The organism is Herbaspirillum sp. FG34, assembly GCF_057809315.1.
In genome coordinates, this window is record NZ_JBMDJS010000022.1 from 1 (window position 1) to 16,813 (window position 16,813).

A 16,813-nucleotide genomic window follows, 5' to 3' on the forward strand; every position below is an offset into this window, starting at 1 on the left:
CGAAACGGCTCGGGGTATCGCAGCCGACGCTGTACGAATGGATGAAGAAGTACGCCTTCATTTGATCCCACCCGAGGCGGAGATAAATAAATGTATGAATTCTTTAGTGACTACCTACCCGAAGATGAGCGCGTTCCATATAAAGTAATTCGGTGGTGGTTATTGGATTGCTATTACGGCTATTGCAAGACAAAAATTATGGGTAACAAGCGATGGCATCATCCCTGGCAAAAGGATGAACATGAACTTTGGTACGCCTATGAGCAGTGTGAATTTGCCTATTCCAGACCCATAGAAAATTTGATGTTGGAAGTACTGACGTTGGTTCTTGATGCTGGCCGAGGCTCCAAACTATTTGAAATAGAGCGACGCGCGAAAATTTCTCAGATTCTTAAGGAAAATAATCTTTCCGAAATGCTCTCTGAACTCCCAAAGGATGAGTGTCGCCAATTCGAAGGTGACCTTGCACTATTGGATATTGTTCCGTTCTGAGTCGAACATTAGAAATGCGGAGCGGGCAAAAAATGAAGCAGCTGGAAAAGCCGTAGCGAAAGAAAAGAAGGACTGTACGCGCCTCCGTTGTTGCCTCAGGAGGCAACGTCAGTATCAAAGCACAAGGTGGCGGCAAGGACAGCAGCATCCTCATCCAAGGCAGTGACATCAAGGCCAGCGTCAATGCCACGCTACAGGCCGAGAACGAAATCCGCCTGCTGGCCGATCAGAACACCTCAGCACAGAACAGCAGCAACCAGAGCAAATCTGGATCGGTGGGCTTCTCCATCGGTACGGATGGCTTCCTGGTCAACGCCAATGCGTCCGGCATGGTGGCCGGTGGAGATGAAGTGCGACTGCAGCTCGATCAAAAGTTCAGCGTTGAAGCTGAGTTATGTCATCAGTATTGCTGATAGTGGCTGTCATTAAACTCAATTTTACCAATGACTTCGATTGGCGGATGATCTGCCCATTCATCCAGGGAGAAGTCCATGTGGCACATCATCAGAGAGGTCCTTGCCCGCGTCCTCGGGGACCATCACGCTTCACACGGGGGTGCCGCGCAGGAAATGCGGGAGATGGGCGCGCGCGAGCTCAATGACTTGGGCATCGGTGCGAGCGAGGTGCCTTTCTTCCTGCAGAAGCAATCCGATGAGATCCGTCCTCGTCGCCAAAAGGAGGTTATCCATGCAGCATCTTGCTGAAATGATCGGACTGGCCGCCACGCTGAGCCTGGCCACCATGAGCCCCGGCCCCAGCTTCGTGATGGTGGCGCGCACCTCGGTGGGCGGGGGACGACCCAATGGCCTGCTGGCGGCACTGGGTATGGGGATCGGCGGCGTGCTCTTTGCCGCAGCGGCCTTGCTGGGGCTGCAGGCAGTGCTGCTGGCAGTGCCTTCGCTCTATCTGGTGTTGAAGTTCGGGGGTGGTGTTTATCTGGCCTACATGGGATGGCGCATCTGGCGCGGGGCGCGTACGCCCCTGATGGCTGACGACATCGCACCGCGCGACCAATCACCCTCCTTGTCACGCCGGTCCCTGTGGCTGGGCCTGGTCACCCAGATCAGCAATCCGAAAACCGCCATCGCCTACACCAGCGTGTTCGCCGCCTTTTTGCCGGCCCAGACTTCCCTGTCCTTCAAGGCGCTGACGCTGCTGCTGGTCTTCGTGATCGAAGCGGGATGGTATGGCCTGGTGGCCGTTGCACTCTCTTCATCGCGTCCACGCCGCTGGTATGTGCAGGGCAAGCACTGGTTCGACCGCATCGCGGGCGGCGTCATGATAAGCCTCGGGTTCAGGCTGCTGCTCTCGCGTACGGGGCCGTGACCGCCTGAGCTTGGCTGGACGCGAGGCCAGCGCACGCGGCCGACACCAGGCAATCTGGCGTCGGCCATATCGCTTCAATCCAGCTTGAACTTGCCCACTACGGCTGCGAGATTGCCTGCCTGTCCCTTCAGTGAATCCGCCGCCGCCGCCGCCTGCTCCACCAGTGCGGCATTCTGCTGCGTGGTCTCATCCATCTGCGTGATGGCGAGATTGACTTCATTGATGCCGCCGCTCTGTTCCTGCGTGGCCGCGCTGATCTCGGCCACCACGTCAGTAACGCGGCGCACGCTGGCCACCACTTCGGTCATGGTGCTGCCGGCGCGTTCCACCAAAGCGCTGCCCGCGCTGACCTTCTGCACCGAGTCGTCAATCAATTCCTTGATTTCCTTGGCCGCACCGGCCGAACGCTGCGCCAGTGAGCGCACTTCCGAGGCCACCACCGCAAAGCCGCGTCCCTGTTCGCCAGCTCGCGCCGCCTCCACCGCTGCATTGAGCGCCAGGATGTTGGTCTGGAAAGCGATGCCATCGATCACGCTGATGATGTCGGCGATGCGGCGCGAACTCTCGGTGATGCCTTCCATGGTTTGCACCACCTGACCCACCACTTCACCACCCTGGCTGGCGATGTCGGATGCGGTGGCCGCCAGCTGGTTGGCCTGACGGGCGTTGTCGGCGTTCTGGGTCACGGTGGAGGTCAGTTGTTCCATGGCCGAGGCGGTCTCTTCCAGCGAACCGGCCTGTTGTTCGGTGCGGTTCGAGAGATCCAGATTGCCGCGCGCGATTTCGTTGGAGGCGGTGGCGATGGTGTCAGTCCCCTGGCGCACCTCATTGACGATGTCGCGCAGGCTGTCGTTCATCAGGCGCAGGGCTTCCATGAGGCGTCCGGTTTCGTCGCGACCGGCCGGGCGAATGCGCAGGGTCAGGTCGCCACGTGCCACGCGCTGGGCAATCTCTACCGCTTCCTTCAGCGGACGCGAGACATTGGCCGCCACCACGAACGCCAGCAGCGAACCGACGGCAACGGTGGCCGCCAGCAGTCCTACGATCCAGCGCTGCGCACCCCGGAATACGCCCGAGGCTTCTTCATCGGCATCGGCGCTGCCGCTGGCATTGAGCTTCACGATGGCATTGAGGTTGCCGACCATCGCGGCATAGAGCCTGGCCGATTCCCCATGGAACAGGGCACGCGTCTCGTCATACTGCTGGTTGGCAGCCATCTCGGCCAGTTGCTCATCTACTTTCAGATAGGCTGCCAGATTCTTGCCGAACTGGGCGTACTGTTGCTTTTCCTCCGGCTCGGACATGCGCTGCTCAAACACCACGCGCTGCTTGGCCAGCGCATCCAGGCGCTTCTTGATGGCCGCATTGGCCGCACTGCGTTCCTGCGGCGTGACGGCGGTCACCAGTTCCAGTTCAGTGAGTCGTAGCGGCGGCAGCGAACCCTGCAGCTCGCGGGCGGCATCCATGGTCGGCATCCACTTGTTGACGATCTCGCCGGAAGCGCTGTTGACCTGCTTGAGCTCCTTCATGGCAAACAGCCCCTGCAACAGCGTCAGCGCAATCACCACTGCAAAGGACAGGGCCAGTTTCTTGGCGATGTTGAGGTTGTAGAACCAGATCATGTCTTCCTCGCATTTGTTTTATATCGTTTTCAGTTTCGGATCCCGACGATGCGGTCGACGCGTCGATGGCGAGGTCACCCGTTTGGCGTGCGGGCGTCAAGAGGGGCATGCGGCCGGGGGCGTGGTCGCGAGGAGCAATGAAGTGCTGGTGATGTCATGCTGTCATGCCGTCACGAAGCGTCGGCTTCCTGCCCATCCTGTCTCTCTTGTCGCCAACGGCCTCCCTCGGCCGCCGGCGCTTGCTGTTCGATGGTCGCATGGCTGGATCGGGCTTGATCTTAATGAGCGGCAAGAATTCCATCCAATGAAATTAATCATGCAGGCAATGCGCTAATTGATATCGATAGTGATCTGGATGTCAGACAAGATTATTCATATGATCATTTTGGAATGCGCCGCCGCTGTAATAAGATGTGCATAAAATTCACTTCAGAGCCATTTTTGCCCGATGCGCCGAAAGATCCCTTCTACCCAGGCCATGGCGGTCTTCGAGTCTGCTGCACGCCATCAGAGTTTTACCAAGGCGGCGCAGGAAATGGCCGTGACGCAAAGTGCAGTCTGCCGTCAGGTGGCTGCGCTGGAGGAATTCCTGGGCCTGAAGCTGTTTCGCCGTACCAAGCGCGGCGTGCGCCTGACCGAGGCCGGGGTGAGCTACAGTCATCAGGTCGGTCAGCGCCTGGACGAGATCGAGCGCGATGCCCTGCACCTGATGTCGCGCGACGGTCATGGCGATACCCTGGAGCTGGGCGTGATGCCGACCTTCGCCACCCGCTGGCTGTTGCCGCGCCTGCGTTCCTTCCTGGAGGCGCATCCGGGCGTGACCGTCAACCTGCGGCCGCGCACCCGGCCCTTCCTCTTCGAAGAGACCAATCTCGATGCCACGCTCTACGCCGGGCAAGCCAGCTGGCCCGGTACCGAGGGTGTGTTCCTGATGCGCGAGAGCATGGTGGCGGTGGCCAGCCCGGAACTCATCGGTCCCGACCGCAAGCTCACGCCCACCGGGCTGCTCGCTTATCCGCTGCTGCAGCAGAGCACTCGTCCCTACGTGTGGCGGCAGTGGTTCGCCTCCTTCGGCATGCAGGTGCAGAACGATCTGGTGGGCACCCAGCTGGAACTGTTCTCCATGCTGACCCAGGCGGCCATCGTGGGGATGGGCGTGGCGCTGATCCCGCGCTTCCTGATCGAGGATGAATTGCGGCGCGGCCTGCTGGTGGTGGCCGTTGATCACGATTACCTGAGCACCCACTCCTACTACCTGATCTATCCCGAGCGCACCTCCGAGCGGCCGCTCCTGCGCCTGTTCCAGGACTGGCTGGAAGAGCAGGCCAAGGCCTATCGCCTGCCCAGCGGATTGGGTTGAGCCGGGTCGGAGAAGGCCGTCTCGACAGGCGGAACCGGAGTGCGAAAAACGCACACGGTGATGCAAACAATTCGTTTGCGCCGGGGCAGGGCAGTCCGTATATTTTTGTCCACCGCCGCTGCGGGATCACTGTCTGCGCGACAGTGATCCCGCAACGATTCCTGATGCACAAATGAGGCTTCCATGAGCAAAACATCGCAACGACATTCCTTCGATTACGCCGATCCCCTGATGCTGGAGCAGCAACTGAGCGACGATGAACGCCAGGTGCGCGACGCCGCCCAGGCCTATTGCCAGGATCGCCTGGCCCCGCGCGTGCTGGAAGCCTTCCGCCACGAGAAGATGGATGTGAGCATCTTCCGCGAGATGGGCGAACTGGGCCTGCTGGGCGCGACCATCGATGAGCAATACGGTGGTGCCGGTCTGAATTACGTTTGCTATGGCTTGATCGCGCGCGAAGTCGAGCGCGTCGATTCCGGCTATCGCTCCATGATGAGCGTGCAGTCCTCGCTGGTGATGACCCCCATCAATGCCTTTGGGACGGAGGCGCAGAAACAGAAATACCTGCCCAAGCTGGCCAGCGGCGAATGGATAGGCTGCTTCGGCCTGACCGAACCCAACCACGGTTCCGACCCCGGCAGCATGATCACCCGCGCGCGCAAGGTGGACGGCGGCTACAGCCTGTCCGGCAGCAAGATGTGGATCACCAACAGCCCGGTGGCCGACGTCTTCGTGGTGTGGGCCAAGGATGACGAAGGCGAGATTCGCGGCTTCATCCTCGACAAGGGCGCCAAGGGCTTGTCGGCCCCGGCCATCCACGGCAAGGTCGGCCTGCGTTCTTCCATCACCGGGGAAATCGTGATGGACAACGTCTTCTGCCCGGAAGAAAACGCCTTCCCCGACGTGCGCGGATTGAAGGGCCCCTTCACCTGTCTGAACAGCGCGCGTTACGGCATCGCCTGGGGCGCACTGGGGGCGGCCGAAGACTGCTACGAGCGTGCGCGCCGTTACACCATGGAGCGCCAGCAGTTCGGCCGTGCGCTGGCGGCCAACCAGCTGGTGCAGAAGAAACTGGCGGACATGCTCACCGAAATCTCGCTGGGCCTGCAAGGCTGCCTGCGCCTGGGGCGTTTGAAGGATGAAGGTTATTCAGGCATCGAGCAGACCTCGATCATGAAGCGCAACAGCTGCGGCAAGGCCCTGGACATCGCCCGCATGGCGCGCGACATGATGGGCGGCAACGGCATCTCCGACGAGTTCGGCGTGGCGCGTCATCTGGTCAATCTGGAAGTGGTCAACACCTACGAGGGTACGCATGATGTGCATGCGCTCATCCTCGGCCGCGCCATCACCGGGCTGGCGGCTTTCTCCAACTGATGCCGCATCGCCTGCGGGCCGCCTCCATGGTGGCCTGCAGGCGGTCTACCCCCCTCTCGCTACAACACCCCTCGCTCGCGCAGCGCGGCGATCTGCGCTTCTTCCATCCCCAGCAGCGACTGCAAGACTTCTCCCGTGCCTTCACCCAACGAGGGCGGTGCCCTGCGTACCGGCAGACGTTCCCCATCGAAACGATAGGGCGGCGTCAGCACCTGTACGCTGCCCGCTTGCGCATGCGGATGCGTGCTGACCAGGCCGGCAGAGCTAGCGCGCGGGCTGGTCAGGGCCTCATGCAGGCCCAGCACTTCACCGCAGGGAATGCCGGCCTGGTGCAGCTTGGCCAGCAGGTCGGCGCGCTTGCGGGCCTTGAGTTCGCGGTTGATTTCCGGGACCAGCACGTCGCGATGCTGGCCACGGCTGACGTTGGTCTTGAAGCGCGCATCCTCGGCCAGGTCGGGACGGTCGATGACGCTGTGGCAGAAGCGCTGGTACTGGCTGTTGGTGCCTACCGTGATGACCAGGCGGCCATCGGCCGCATCGAAGACGCCATAGGGAATGATGGAAGGATGCGCATTGCCATAGCGCGGCGGATCGTCGCCCAGGATCAGTGCTTCCAGTCCGTAATACGAAGTGATCATGACGCCGCAGTCGAACAGCGCCATCTCCACATGTCGGCCCTGTCCGGTCTGCTGGCGCTGGTACAGCGCGGCCAGCACGCCCTGGGCGGAATACATGCCGGTGAACAGGTCCACCGCCGCCACGCCCAGTTTCAGCGGCGGCTGGCTGGCCTCGCCATTGAGTGACATCAGGCCGGATTCGCCCTGGATCACCAGGTCATAGCCGGGCCGTGTGGCCTCCGGCCCGCTGCTGTCGTAGCCGGTGATGGAGCAATACACCAGACCGGGATTGTCGCGGCGCAGGGTCTCGTAATCGAGGCCAAATTTCTGCACGCCGCCGAACTTGAAATTCTGGATCACCACATCGCTCTTGCGGGCCAGCTGGCGCACGATGTCCTGGCCTTCTTCGGTCTGCAGGTCCACGCTGATGGAGCGCTTGTTGCGGTTGACGCTGTTGAAATACGCGGTCTCGGTCGAGCCGATGCGGGTACCCCAGTCGCGCGTGTCGTCGCCGCGTTCGGGGTGCTCGACCTTGATCACTTCGGCGCCCAGGTCGCCCAGTACCATCGCACACCAGGGGCCGGCCAGCACGCGCGAGAGGTCCAGTACGCGCACGCCGGCCAGCGGCAGGGATGCAGTTTGTTCAGTCATGTCGTCTCCTCATGGACGGGATGCGTGCTGCGCTTGTTGTTCTGTATGACGTGCTTGCGCATCCCGGTACAGCTATTGTTTCGGTGCCTGACGCAGCCGCCGGAAATCGGCAGGCCGTTTTTCGAGGAAGGCGTGAATGCCCTCGGCCGCTTCGTCTTCGCCCTGCGAGAGCACCATGTGCTGCGCTTCCAGTTCCAGTTGTTCTTCCAGCGTGGCGCCGTAGGCATGCTGGCACAGGTGCTTGATGCGGGCCATGGCCTGTGCCGGACCGTCGGCCAGGGTGGCGGCCAGTTGCACGGCCGCTTCCAGTGCCTGTCCTGCCTCGGCCAGCTGATTGACCGCACCCATGGCATGCAGGCGTTCGCCATTGAAACGCTCGCCCGACAGGCACAGCTGCGTCAGCATCTGGCGCGACAGGAATTGCGCGAGGAAGGCCGTCACGCCGCCATCAGGCGTGAGCCCGACCTTGACATAGGCCACCGAGAACTGCGCTTGGCGCGTCGTCACCAGCAGATCGCAGGCCAAGGCCAGCGACAGCCCGGCACCTGCTGCGCCACCTTCGACGGCGGCGATCACCGGCTTGCTGCAGCGGCCGATGTGGCGGATCAGGTCGTGCAAACCTTCCAGCTTTGCACGGCGCTGCTGGGGTGCCATGCTGCGGCGCTGGGCCAGCAGGCGCAGGTCGCCGCCGGAGCAGAAGAAGTTGCCGCCCCCGGCCAGCACGATGGCCCCCACTTGCGGATCAGCCTGGGCCTGGTCGAGCGCGGCCGTCAGCGTCGCGTACAGGTCAGCGTTGAGGGCATTGCGCGTGGCCGGATCGTGATTGATGAGCACGCGCACCGCACCGCGCTGCTCCTGCAGGACTTCGCTCATGCCGGCATGTCGCGGCTCAGCGCGATATAGCGTTGCAGGTGGTAGTCCTCGTCACCGAGCTGGTGGTCGATCATCACCAGGCGCTTGGCGTAATGCGACAGCGGCAGTTCCCAGGTCATGCCGATGCCGCCGTGCAGCTGGATGGATTCTTCGGCCACCAGCGTACCGATGCGGCCGATGCTGAACTTGGCCGCCGACAGGGCGCGTTCACGTGTGAGGCGATCGGCCTCCAGTGCAGCAGCGGCATTGATGACCGCCGAGCGCGCCTGTTCCACTTCCAGCAGAAGATCGGCCATGCGATGTTGCAGGGCCTGGAAGCTGCCGATGGGCAGGCCGAACTGCTTGCGGGTGCGCAGGTAATCCAGCGTGGCTTCCTTGGCCACTTCCATCGCGCCCAGTGCTTCGGCGCACAGCGCCAGCACGCCGCGTCCGAGGATGCGCTCCAGCAGCGCAGCGCCTTGGCCCGCGCTGCCCAGCAGGGCGTCGGCGGGCAGGGCCACATCTTGCAGCAGCAGGTCGGCTACGCGGCCACCGTCGATGGTGTCGCTGCCTTGCAATTGCAGGCCCGCCGTATTGGCCGGGATCAGGAACAGCGAGATGCCGTCAGCGTCATCGCTCGCGCCGCTGGTACGGGCTGAGACCAGCAACACATCCGCCGCTTCCGCTTGCACCACGACCGCCTTGTGGCCTTGCAGGCGCCAGCTTCCGTCGGCTTCTTGCGTGGCGCGCGTGGTCACATGCGTGGGTGCATAGTGACTGTCGGCTTCTTCATGGGCCAAGGCGGCCAGGGTCTGGCCGGCGATGATGGGTTCCAGCAAGGCCTTCTGTGCGGGTGTGCCAGCCGCCGCGATGGCCTCGCCGACCAGGATGGCGCTGTCCAGCAAGGGCTCCAGCAGCAGGCCGCGGCCGATTTCTTCAAAGACCACGGCAATATCGAAACCGCCACCGCCGTAGCCGCCGTCTTCCTCACGGAAGAGCGCGCCGATCACGCCCATCTCGGCCAGTTGCGACCACATGTCGCGGCTCATGCCGGGTGCGGATTGCAGCAGGTGCTTGCGTTCTTCAAAACCATACTGTTCGGTAATGAGACGACGCAGGCTGTCGGCCAGCATGCGGCGTTCTTCGGTGTGCTCGAAATTCATGGGCATTCCCTCACAGGCCAAGGATCATCTTGGAGATGATGTTCTTCTGGATTTCATTGGAGCCGCCGAAGATCGACAGCTTGCGATTGTTGAAGTAATGCGCAGCCGCACCGGCAGCGGCCTCCGGGCCGAGCGTGTGGCCATCGTGGCCTTCATCCTGCGCCTGCCACTGATAGGGGCGCGCGTAAGGGCCCATGGCGCGGCGGGTGAGGGCGGTGATTTCCTGGCGGATCTCGGTGCCGCGTATCTTGAGCATGGAGCTTTCCGCACCGGGCGCACCACCGCCGGCCACCGCCGAGATGACGCGCAGGTTGGTGGTCTTCATGTTTTCCAGATCGATTTCCACGCGGGCCATGCGGGCAGCGAAGAGCGGGTCGTCGGCCAGCGGACGGCCATGGCTGCGTTGCGTGGCGGCGATTTTCTTCAGGCGTTGCAGGGCGGCCACCGAGAAGCCGATGCCGGCGATGTTGGTGCGCTCGTAGGTCAGCAGATACTTGGCGCAACTCCAGCCGCGATCTTCCTCGCCGACCAGGTTTTGTACCGGCACGCGCACATCGGTGAAGAAGACCTCGTTGACTTCGTGCTCGCCGTCCAGGGTGATGATGGGGCGCACTTCCACGCCCGGTGCATTCATGTCGATCAAGAGGAAGCTGATGCCTTCCTGCTTCTTGGCTTCGCGGTTGGTACGCACCAGGCAGAAGATCATGTTGGCGTAGTGGCCCAGCGTGGTCCAGGTCTTCTGGCCATTGACGATGTAATGGTCGCCATCGCGAACCGCATGCGTCTTCACGGCGGCCAGGTCGGAACCTGCACCGGGTTCCGAATAGCCCTGGCACCACCAGTCCTCGCCACTGAGGATGCGTGGCAGCCAGTATCGCTTCTGCGCTTCGTTGCCGTACTTGATCAATACCGGCCCCAGCATGTTGACGCCGAAAGGCACCACGCGCGGCGCATGCGCCAGGCAACACTCATGTTCGAAGATGAATTTCTCGATCACGGTCCAGCCGGTGCCGCCATATTCTCGGGGCCAGTGATTGGCCAGCCAGCCGCGTTCGTTGAGGATGGCGTGCCATTGTTCCATGTCGTCGCGGCTCAGGTGCTTGCCGCTGGCCACCTTGTCCGACAAGGCCTTGGGCAGCTTCTCGGCGAGGAAGGCGCGCACGCTGTCGCGGAAGGCTTCTTCGGCCGGGGTGAAATTCAGATCCATTCCAGTCTCCTTGGGGATGCAGTGCAGCGATGCTGCGCTTCAATAGATTTCAAACAGGCCGGCCGCACCCATGCCGCCGGCGATGCACATGGTCACCACCGCGTAGCGCGCACCGCGCCGCTTGCCCTCGATGAGCACGTGGCCGGCCAGGCGCGCTCCGGTCATGCCGAAGGGATGGCCGATGGCAATGGCACCGCCGTTGACGTTGAGCAGTTCGTCCGGAATGCCCAGGCGGCGCTGGCAGTACAGGGCTTGCGAGGCGAAGGCTTCGTTGAGTTCCCACAGGCCGATGTCATCCATGCGCAGGCCATGACGCTGCAACAGGCGCGGCACCGCAAAGACCGGGCCGATACCCATCTCGTCGGGTTCGCAGCCGGCCACCACCAGGCCACGGAAAGCGCCCAGCACCGGCAATCCGGCGCGTTCGGCGGCGCGCGCTTCCATCATCACGCAGGCCGAGGCGCCATCGGAGAGCTGCGAGGAATTGCCGGCGGTGATGAACTGGTCCGCACCCATCACCGGGGCCAGCTTGGCCAGCGCCTCATAGGTGGTGCCGGGACGATTGCAGTTGTCGGCCTCCACCGTGACTTCGCGCAGGCTGGTCTGGCCGCTGGCCTTGTCGGTGACCTGCATGGTGGTGGTGCAGGCGATGATCTCGTCGCGGTAGCGTCCGGCTTCCTGTGCTTCGGCGGTCTTGCGCTGGCTGGCTTCGGAGAAGCGATCCTGGTCTTCGCGCGAGATACCGTAGCGCGCGGCCACGATGTCGGCGGTCTCGATCATGGGCAGATAGAGATCGGGCTTGTGTTCGACGATCCACGGGTCCATGCCGCTGTCGCCGCTGTCGGTGGCACTACGGCTGCGGATCTGCGAGATGCTTTCGACACCGCCTGCGATCATGGCGTCAGCACCATCGACCACGATGCGCCCAGCCGCCATGGCAATGGCTTGCAGGCCCGAGGCACAAAAACGATTGACGGTGGTGCCGGCGATGCTGATGGGCAGGCCCGCGCGCACGATGGCCTGGCGCGCGATGTTGCGCCCGGTGGTACCTTCCGGATAGCCGCAGCCGAGGATGGCATCCTCGATCTGGCCCGGATCGATGCCGGCGCGCTCAACCGCTGCGCGCACCGCAAAGGCCGCCAGGGTCGGACCGGGCGTGACGTTGAATTCGCCGCGATGGGCCTTGGTCAAGGGGGTACGCGCGGTGGATACGATGACGGCTTCCCGCATCATGGAATTCTCCTGGAAGGATGGTGCAATGGGGAGACCGGCGATGCGCACGGTCTCCGGCGAGTCCGGTTTGGCGATCAGCCGGCCTGGTTCAGCGAATCAAAATTGGCACCGCGTTCGACCAGCTCCACCAGCAGCGGCGAGGGTGTCCAGAACAGCGGGTCTTCGGCGGCAAAGGCACGGATGTCGGCCAGCACATTGGGCAGGCCCACCATGTCGGCATATTTCATGGGACCGCCACGATGGCGCGGGAAACCGTAGCCGTACAGGAAGGTGACATCCACATCCAGCGGACGTAGCGCAATGCGCTGATGGACCACATTGGCACCTTCATTGATCATCGCGGCCAGGTAGCGGCGCTGGATGTCTTCCTTGCTGAAGCTGCGCGGGGTGATGCCGGCGCGTGCACGTTCCTCGTCGATGAGCGTCAGCACTTCCGGATCGGGCGCGCCGCTGCGCGGGCCATCGGGATAGCGATAGAAGCCGCGTCCGCTCTTTTGTCCAAACCAGCCGCGTTCGCACAGGCGGTCGGCGATGTGCACGTAGCGCGCGCGCGGATCGCGGGTAGCGGCACGGCGTTTGCGGGTGGCCCAGCCGATGTCGCCACCGGCCAGGTCCACTACCTGATAGGGCCCCATGGCAAAACCGAAGTCGCGCACGGCCTCATCGATTTCGTAAGGCGAGGCGCCATCTTCCATCAGGGCATCGGCTGCCTGGCGATACACGGCCAGGATGCGGTTGCCGATGAAGCCATCGCAGACACCAGCGCGCACCGGCACCTTGCGCAGGCGCTTTGCCAGTTCGAAGGCGGTGGCCACCACATCGGCGGCGACCTGGCGCGGCACCACGATTTCCAGCAGCTTCATCACATTGGCCGGCGAGAAGAAATGCAGGCCGATCACGTCCGCAGGACGGGAGATGCTGGCGGCAATCGCATCGATGTCGAGGTAGGAAGTGTTGGTCGCCAATACGGCACCGGGTTTGCAGACGCGGTCCAGTTCAGCGAAGACGGCTTGTTTCACGTTCAGATCTTCGAACACGGCTTCTATCACCACATCGGCGGCGGACAAGGCTTCATAACGGGTGCTGCCGTGCAAGCGTGCCAGCACGGCATCGCGGGCCTCTTGCGTGAGACGGCCCTTGGCCACCTGCGCGTCGTAAACTTTTTCCACATGGCCGCGTCCACGTGCGAGGGCTTCATCGTCGCGTTCGATCATGGTCACCGGCAAACCGGCATCGAGTACCGCCACGGCGATGCCCGCGCCCATGGTGCCGCCGCCGACCACGCCGATCCGGGCGATGGGGCGGGGCTGGGCGTTGCGGGTCTCGGGGGCTTTCTGCACTTCGCGTTCGGCGAAGAAGGCATGGATCAGACCGGCGCGCTGCGGGCTGTCCAGACATTGCAGGAAGAACTGGCGTTCCAGCGCCAGGCCCTGGTCGAAGGGCAGGGTGGTGGCGGCTTCGACGGCATCGATGATCTTGTGCGGGGAGAACAGGCCGCGCGATTTCTTGCCGGTCTCGGCGCGGGCGGCGCTGATGGCGGCCTGCGCGGCAGCGCTGTCGGACAGGGCGCTGCCGTCGCGACTGCGGCGCACCGGGGCGCCCATGTCCAGCAGCGTCTGCAATTCGCGCAGACCGGCCGCGCGCGCTTGTGCGGCGTCCTCACCCTCGGCCAGATGGTCGACCAGTCCCAGCCCCAGGGCTTCCTTGGCGCTCAGGTGGCGACCGCTGAGCATCATCTCCAGCGCGGCCTGCGCGCCGATGAGGCGTGGCGTGCGCTGGGTGCCACCGGCACCGGGCAGCAGGCCCAGCTGGACTTCCGGCAGCCCCAGACGGGCGTTGGCGAGGGCCAGCCGGTAGTGCGCTGCCAGCGCCACTTCCAGTCCGCCGCCCAGGGCCGCGCCGTGGATGGCCGCCAGCACCGGCTTGCTGCAGGCCTCGATGCGGTTGCACAGCTCGGTCAGCAGCGGTGCCTGGGGCGGTTTGCCGAACTCGCGGATGTCGGCACCACCGATGAAGTTGCGGCCCGCGCCAGTCACCAGGATGGCGGCCACGCCTGCATCGGCCTCACCTTCTTCGATGGCCGCCAGCAAGCCACGGCGCACTGCGACACCCAGTGCATTGACCGGCGCATTGTCGATGGTCACGACCAGGATGGCGCCTTCGCGCGCCAGATGAACGGGGGGCAGCTCGCCCGCAACCGTGGCTTGGTTGGACATGCAGCAGTCTCCTGATTTAGTTGGTTCGCATAGCGAAATTCAAGTTCGCAAATTGGATTTTCCGGCAACGATACCGCATTTGCGTCGTGTGTGTAAACCGTGCATGAACAAGGGTGACAATCTGCACAATTCTCTAAGGGAGGCAGAAGGGGAGCGGCTTTGCGGGCGATTCTTCAGAATGGGGCCGGGGCCGGCAGGGCTTTTCCACGATGCAGATGGACCACACGTAGACCGATGATTTCGCACAGCGGAACACGCGTTCGCAAATAATTGACACTGCCAATTCAGGTGTGTACATTCCACTGCCAATGAGGGCGACGTGACCACTCGGCACGACCCTGCCACGCGGAGAAGTGACGGATGGATGAGATAGTGTCGTTCAAGGGAGAAGATGAGAGCCACGACCGGCAGTTCGTCAATGCCCTGGCGCGCGGGCTGGAGATTCTGCGCTGCTTTCGTCCCGGCGAGATCTATCTCACCAACACTGAACTGGCCAAGCGTACCGGTCTGCCCAAGCCGACCATCTCACGACTGACGCATACCCTGACCCGGCTGGGTTATCTCGAATATTCCGAAGACCAGGGCCGCTATCAGCTCGGCTCGGGCGTGCTGGCGCTGGGTTATTCGCTGCTCTCCGGCATGGATGTGCGCAAGCTGGCGCGTCCGGCCATGCAGGAGCTGGCTGACTATTCGCAATGCAATGTGGCGCTGGGCATCCGCGATCGCTTGAGCATGGTCTACATCGAGGCCACGCGCGGCCAGTCCGCGGTGACCTTGCGCCGCGACGTCGGTTCGCGCATCCCGCTGGCCACCACCTCCATGGGCCGCGCGCTGCTGTGCGCACTGCCCCAGAACGAACGCGATTTCCTGATGGACCACATCCGCCTGCGCAACGAAGAGCAATGGCCCAAGGTCAAGGCCGGCATTGAGCAGGCTTTCAAGGATTATCAGGATCATGGCTTCTGCATTTCCGTGGGCGAATGGGAAAAGACCATCAGTGCCGTGGGCGTGCCCATGATCGATGCCAACGAGGAAAAGATCATGGCCTTCAACTGCGGCGGCCCGGCCTTCATGCTCACGCGCGAGATGCTCATGGAAGATCTCGGTCCGCGTCTGGTGAACGTGGTGCGCACGGTAGAAGCCAGCATGGGCCGCCATTGAAGGGCAGCAGTACAGAACAGGCAAGAACCAGGTCGGAGACAGACAAGCAGGCGTGAGCGCTTCCGGCAATCGTGCAGTAGCGTGCAGTAGCGCAAGTCCATCACAACAAGAAACAACAAGATCGAGCCGTCCGGGTCATGGCGACCCGTTTCGGCAATGGCTGCCCGGTGCGGTGAGGCCGGGATGCGTCCGCATGGATGGCCTCATCCTGCGTACGTCCATTGCTGAAACGAGCGCTGTGCGTGGCGGACATCACATCAACATCACTCAGATGAAAAAGGTGGAGACAATGACGAACAAGCATCACGGCATCAAGCGACTGGTCCTGCTGGCCGGGTTCGCCTCGGCACTGGCCGGCGGCATGGGCAGGGCGGTGGCCGACGAACTCAAGGTCGGCGTGGAGATTCCCCTCACGGGTAGCCTCGCGCGGGTTGGCTCGGGCATGCAGGAAGGCATCAACGTGGCTGCCGACGTCTTCAACAAGACCAATGGCAAGCACAAGATCAAGCTGGTCACCATCGATAACGAGTCGGCCCCGGCCAAGGCCATCGCCGCCGTCGAGAAGCTGGCCGGCGAGGGCGTGGTGGCCATCACCGGCGGCTACGGTTCCAACAACATCGCGCCGGCCGCCGATGCGGCGGGCAAGGCCGGCTTGGTCTACGTGACCTCGGGCGGGGTCGATGACAACCTGGTCAATAGCGGTCGCAAGAACTTCTTCCGCATCAACAATGTGGCCGGTTACCAGAAGGCCATGGTGGGACTGTTGGAGGACATGAATGCCCGCTCGGTGTCGATCGTCTATTCCACCAAGGAAGCCACTGCCGCCCTGGCCAAGGATCTGGAGAAAGCCTGGGGCGCCAAGGGGCTCAAGGTGACCTCCCATGCCTTCGATCCGGCCATCAGTGACTTCAAGCCCATCATCAACAAGATCAAGCTGCAGGACAAGCCGGAAGTCATTGCCATGATCGGCTACGAGAATGACTACGTCGGCATCCTGCGCGCCGCCCGCGTGTTGAAGCCTGCCGTCAAGGCCATGGTCGGCGTCTGGTCGCTGGCCACTCCCAAGATGGCCCAGGACTTCCCCGATCTGGTGCCCAACGTCTACGGCACGGCACTGCTGCCTTATCCGGCACAGTTCACCAGCGCCGACGGCAAGCTCTTTGAGGAAACCTACCGTCGTCTCTACAAGAAGGACCCGGACTATCTCGGTCAGTTCGGTTACGTGCAATCGATGCTGCTGTTCGAAGCCATCGCCCGCGCTGCCGACAAGGGAACGCTGAAGAAGGATGGCGTGGCCGAGGAAATGCGCAAGACCGACCGCGAGACCCTGATCGGTCGCGTGCAGTTCGGTGCCAATGGCGACAACCTGAACTTTACGCATCACATGGGCCAGCACCAGGGGGACAAGATCGCCATCGTCTGGCCCAAGTCGGCCGCCACCAACAAGATGAATTATCCGGCAGTGCCCTGGTAATGCCCGGCCGGCGCGTGCTGCCCTGAGGCGACCGCGCCGCAGCCTACTCCAACGGAATGCAG

General features: G+C 62.9%; 14 protein-coding genes and 1 pseudogene. 8 read left to right on the forward strand and 7 right to left on the reverse strand.

All coding sequences use genetic code 11. The annotated features are described in order from the left end of the window. Positions 1–90: 90 nt before the first annotated feature. The 4 genes and pseudogenes from ACODSZ_RS20735 (at position 91) to ACODSZ_RS20750 (ending at position 1,818) form a co-directional block, all read left to right on the forward strand. A complete protein-coding gene (locus tag ACODSZ_RS20735; protein WP_488928452.1) occupies positions 91–492 on the forward strand; it encodes a hypothetical protein in 402 nt (133 codons plus the stop codon). Between the two features lie 74 nt (positions 493–566). Further along, positions 567–905 (forward strand): annotated as a pseudogene (locus tag ACODSZ_RS20740) (hemagglutinin repeat-containing protein); the annotation flags it as partial. Between the two features lie 78 nt (positions 906–983). Further along, complete coding sequence (locus tag ACODSZ_RS20745) at positions 984–1,196, forward strand: hypothetical protein (protein ID WP_488928453.1); 213 nt, start codon at positions 984–986, stop codon at positions 1,194–1,196. Next, positions 1,180–1,818 (forward strand): LysE family translocator, encoded by a 639-nt coding sequence (locus ACODSZ_RS20750; RefSeq protein ID WP_488928454.1) that lies wholly within the window; start codon positions 1,180–1,182, stop codon positions 1,816–1,818. Before ACODSZ_RS20745 ends, ACODSZ_RS20750 begins: the two co-directional genes overlap by 17 nt. Before the next feature lie 74 nt (positions 1,819–1,892). Here the strand turns inward: ACODSZ_RS20750 and ACODSZ_RS20755 are convergent, their stop codons facing one another. Beyond that, on the reverse strand, positions 1,893–3,440 hold the full coding sequence (locus ACODSZ_RS20755; protein ID WP_175344644.1) for a methyl-accepting chemotaxis protein: 1,548 nt from the start codon (positions 3,438–3,440) through the stop codon (positions 1,893–1,895). A 448-nt stretch (positions 3,441–3,888) separates the two neighbouring features. Here ACODSZ_RS20755 and ACODSZ_RS20760 point away from each other — a divergent pair, with 448 nt between their 5' ends. Next, positions 3,889–4,800, forward strand: coding sequence for a LysR family transcriptional regulator (locus ACODSZ_RS20760; protein ID WP_175344645.1), 912 nt, complete (start codon positions 3,889–3,891; stop codon positions 4,798–4,800). A gap of 183 nt (positions 4,801–4,983) precedes the next feature. Then, positions 4,984–6,177, forward strand: coding sequence for an acyl-CoA dehydrogenase (locus ACODSZ_RS20765; RefSeq protein WP_175344646.1), 1,194 nt, complete (start codon positions 4,984–4,986; stop codon positions 6,175–6,177). Between the two features lie 59 nt (positions 6,178–6,236). Here the strand turns inward: ACODSZ_RS20765 and ACODSZ_RS20770 are convergent, their stop codons facing one another. From ACODSZ_RS20770 to ACODSZ_RS20795, 6 genes are all read right to left on the reverse strand, one after another. Continuing rightward, positions 6,237–7,445, reverse strand: a complete 1,209-nt coding sequence (locus ACODSZ_RS20770; RefSeq protein ID WP_008326320.1) for a CaiB/BaiF CoA transferase family protein — start codon at positions 7,443–7,445, stop codon at positions 6,237–6,239. A gap of 72 nt (positions 7,446–7,517) precedes the next feature. After that, positions 7,518–8,318, reverse strand: a complete 801-nt coding sequence (locus ACODSZ_RS20775; RefSeq protein WP_488928455.1) for an oxepin-CoA hydrolase, alternative type — start codon at positions 8,316–8,318, stop codon at positions 7,518–7,520. After that, complete coding sequence (locus ACODSZ_RS20780) at positions 8,315–9,460, reverse strand: acyl-CoA dehydrogenase family protein (RefSeq protein ID WP_175344648.1); 1,146 nt, start codon at positions 9,458–9,460, stop codon at positions 8,315–8,317. The genes ACODSZ_RS20775 and ACODSZ_RS20780 overlap by 4 nt, the downstream gene beginning before the upstream one ends. 10 nt (positions 9,461–9,470) lie before the next feature. Continuing rightward, complete coding sequence (locus tag ACODSZ_RS20785; RefSeq protein ID WP_488928456.1) at positions 9,471–10,667, reverse strand: acyl-CoA dehydrogenase family protein; 1,197 nt, start codon at positions 10,665–10,667, stop codon at positions 9,471–9,473. 39 nt (positions 10,668–10,706) lie between these two features. Next, a complete protein-coding gene (locus ACODSZ_RS20790) occupies positions 10,707–11,897 on the reverse strand; it encodes an acetyl-CoA C-acyltransferase (RefSeq protein WP_488928475.1) in 1,191 nt (396 codons plus the stop codon). Between the two features lie 77 nt (positions 11,898–11,974). Further along, entirely contained in the window at positions 11,975–14,116 is a 2,142-nt protein-coding gene (locus tag ACODSZ_RS20795; RefSeq protein WP_488928457.1) for a 3-hydroxyacyl-CoA dehydrogenase NAD-binding domain-containing protein, read from the reverse strand. Between the two features lie 360 nt (positions 14,117–14,476). On the opposite strand from ACODSZ_RS20795, the gene ACODSZ_RS20800 reads away from it, so the two are divergent. Both ACODSZ_RS20800 and ACODSZ_RS20805 read left to right on the forward strand, forming a co-directional pair. Continuing rightward, positions 14,477–15,277, forward strand: a complete 801-nt coding sequence (locus ACODSZ_RS20800) for an IclR family transcriptional regulator (RefSeq protein WP_008326330.1) — start codon at positions 14,477–14,479, stop codon at positions 15,275–15,277. Between the two features lie 289 nt (positions 15,278–15,566). Then, on the forward strand, positions 15,567–16,751 hold the full coding sequence (locus tag ACODSZ_RS20805; protein WP_175344651.1) for an ABC transporter substrate-binding protein: 1,185 nt from the start codon (positions 15,567–15,569) through the stop codon (positions 16,749–16,751). Positions 16,752–16,813: the final 62 nt, after the last annotated feature.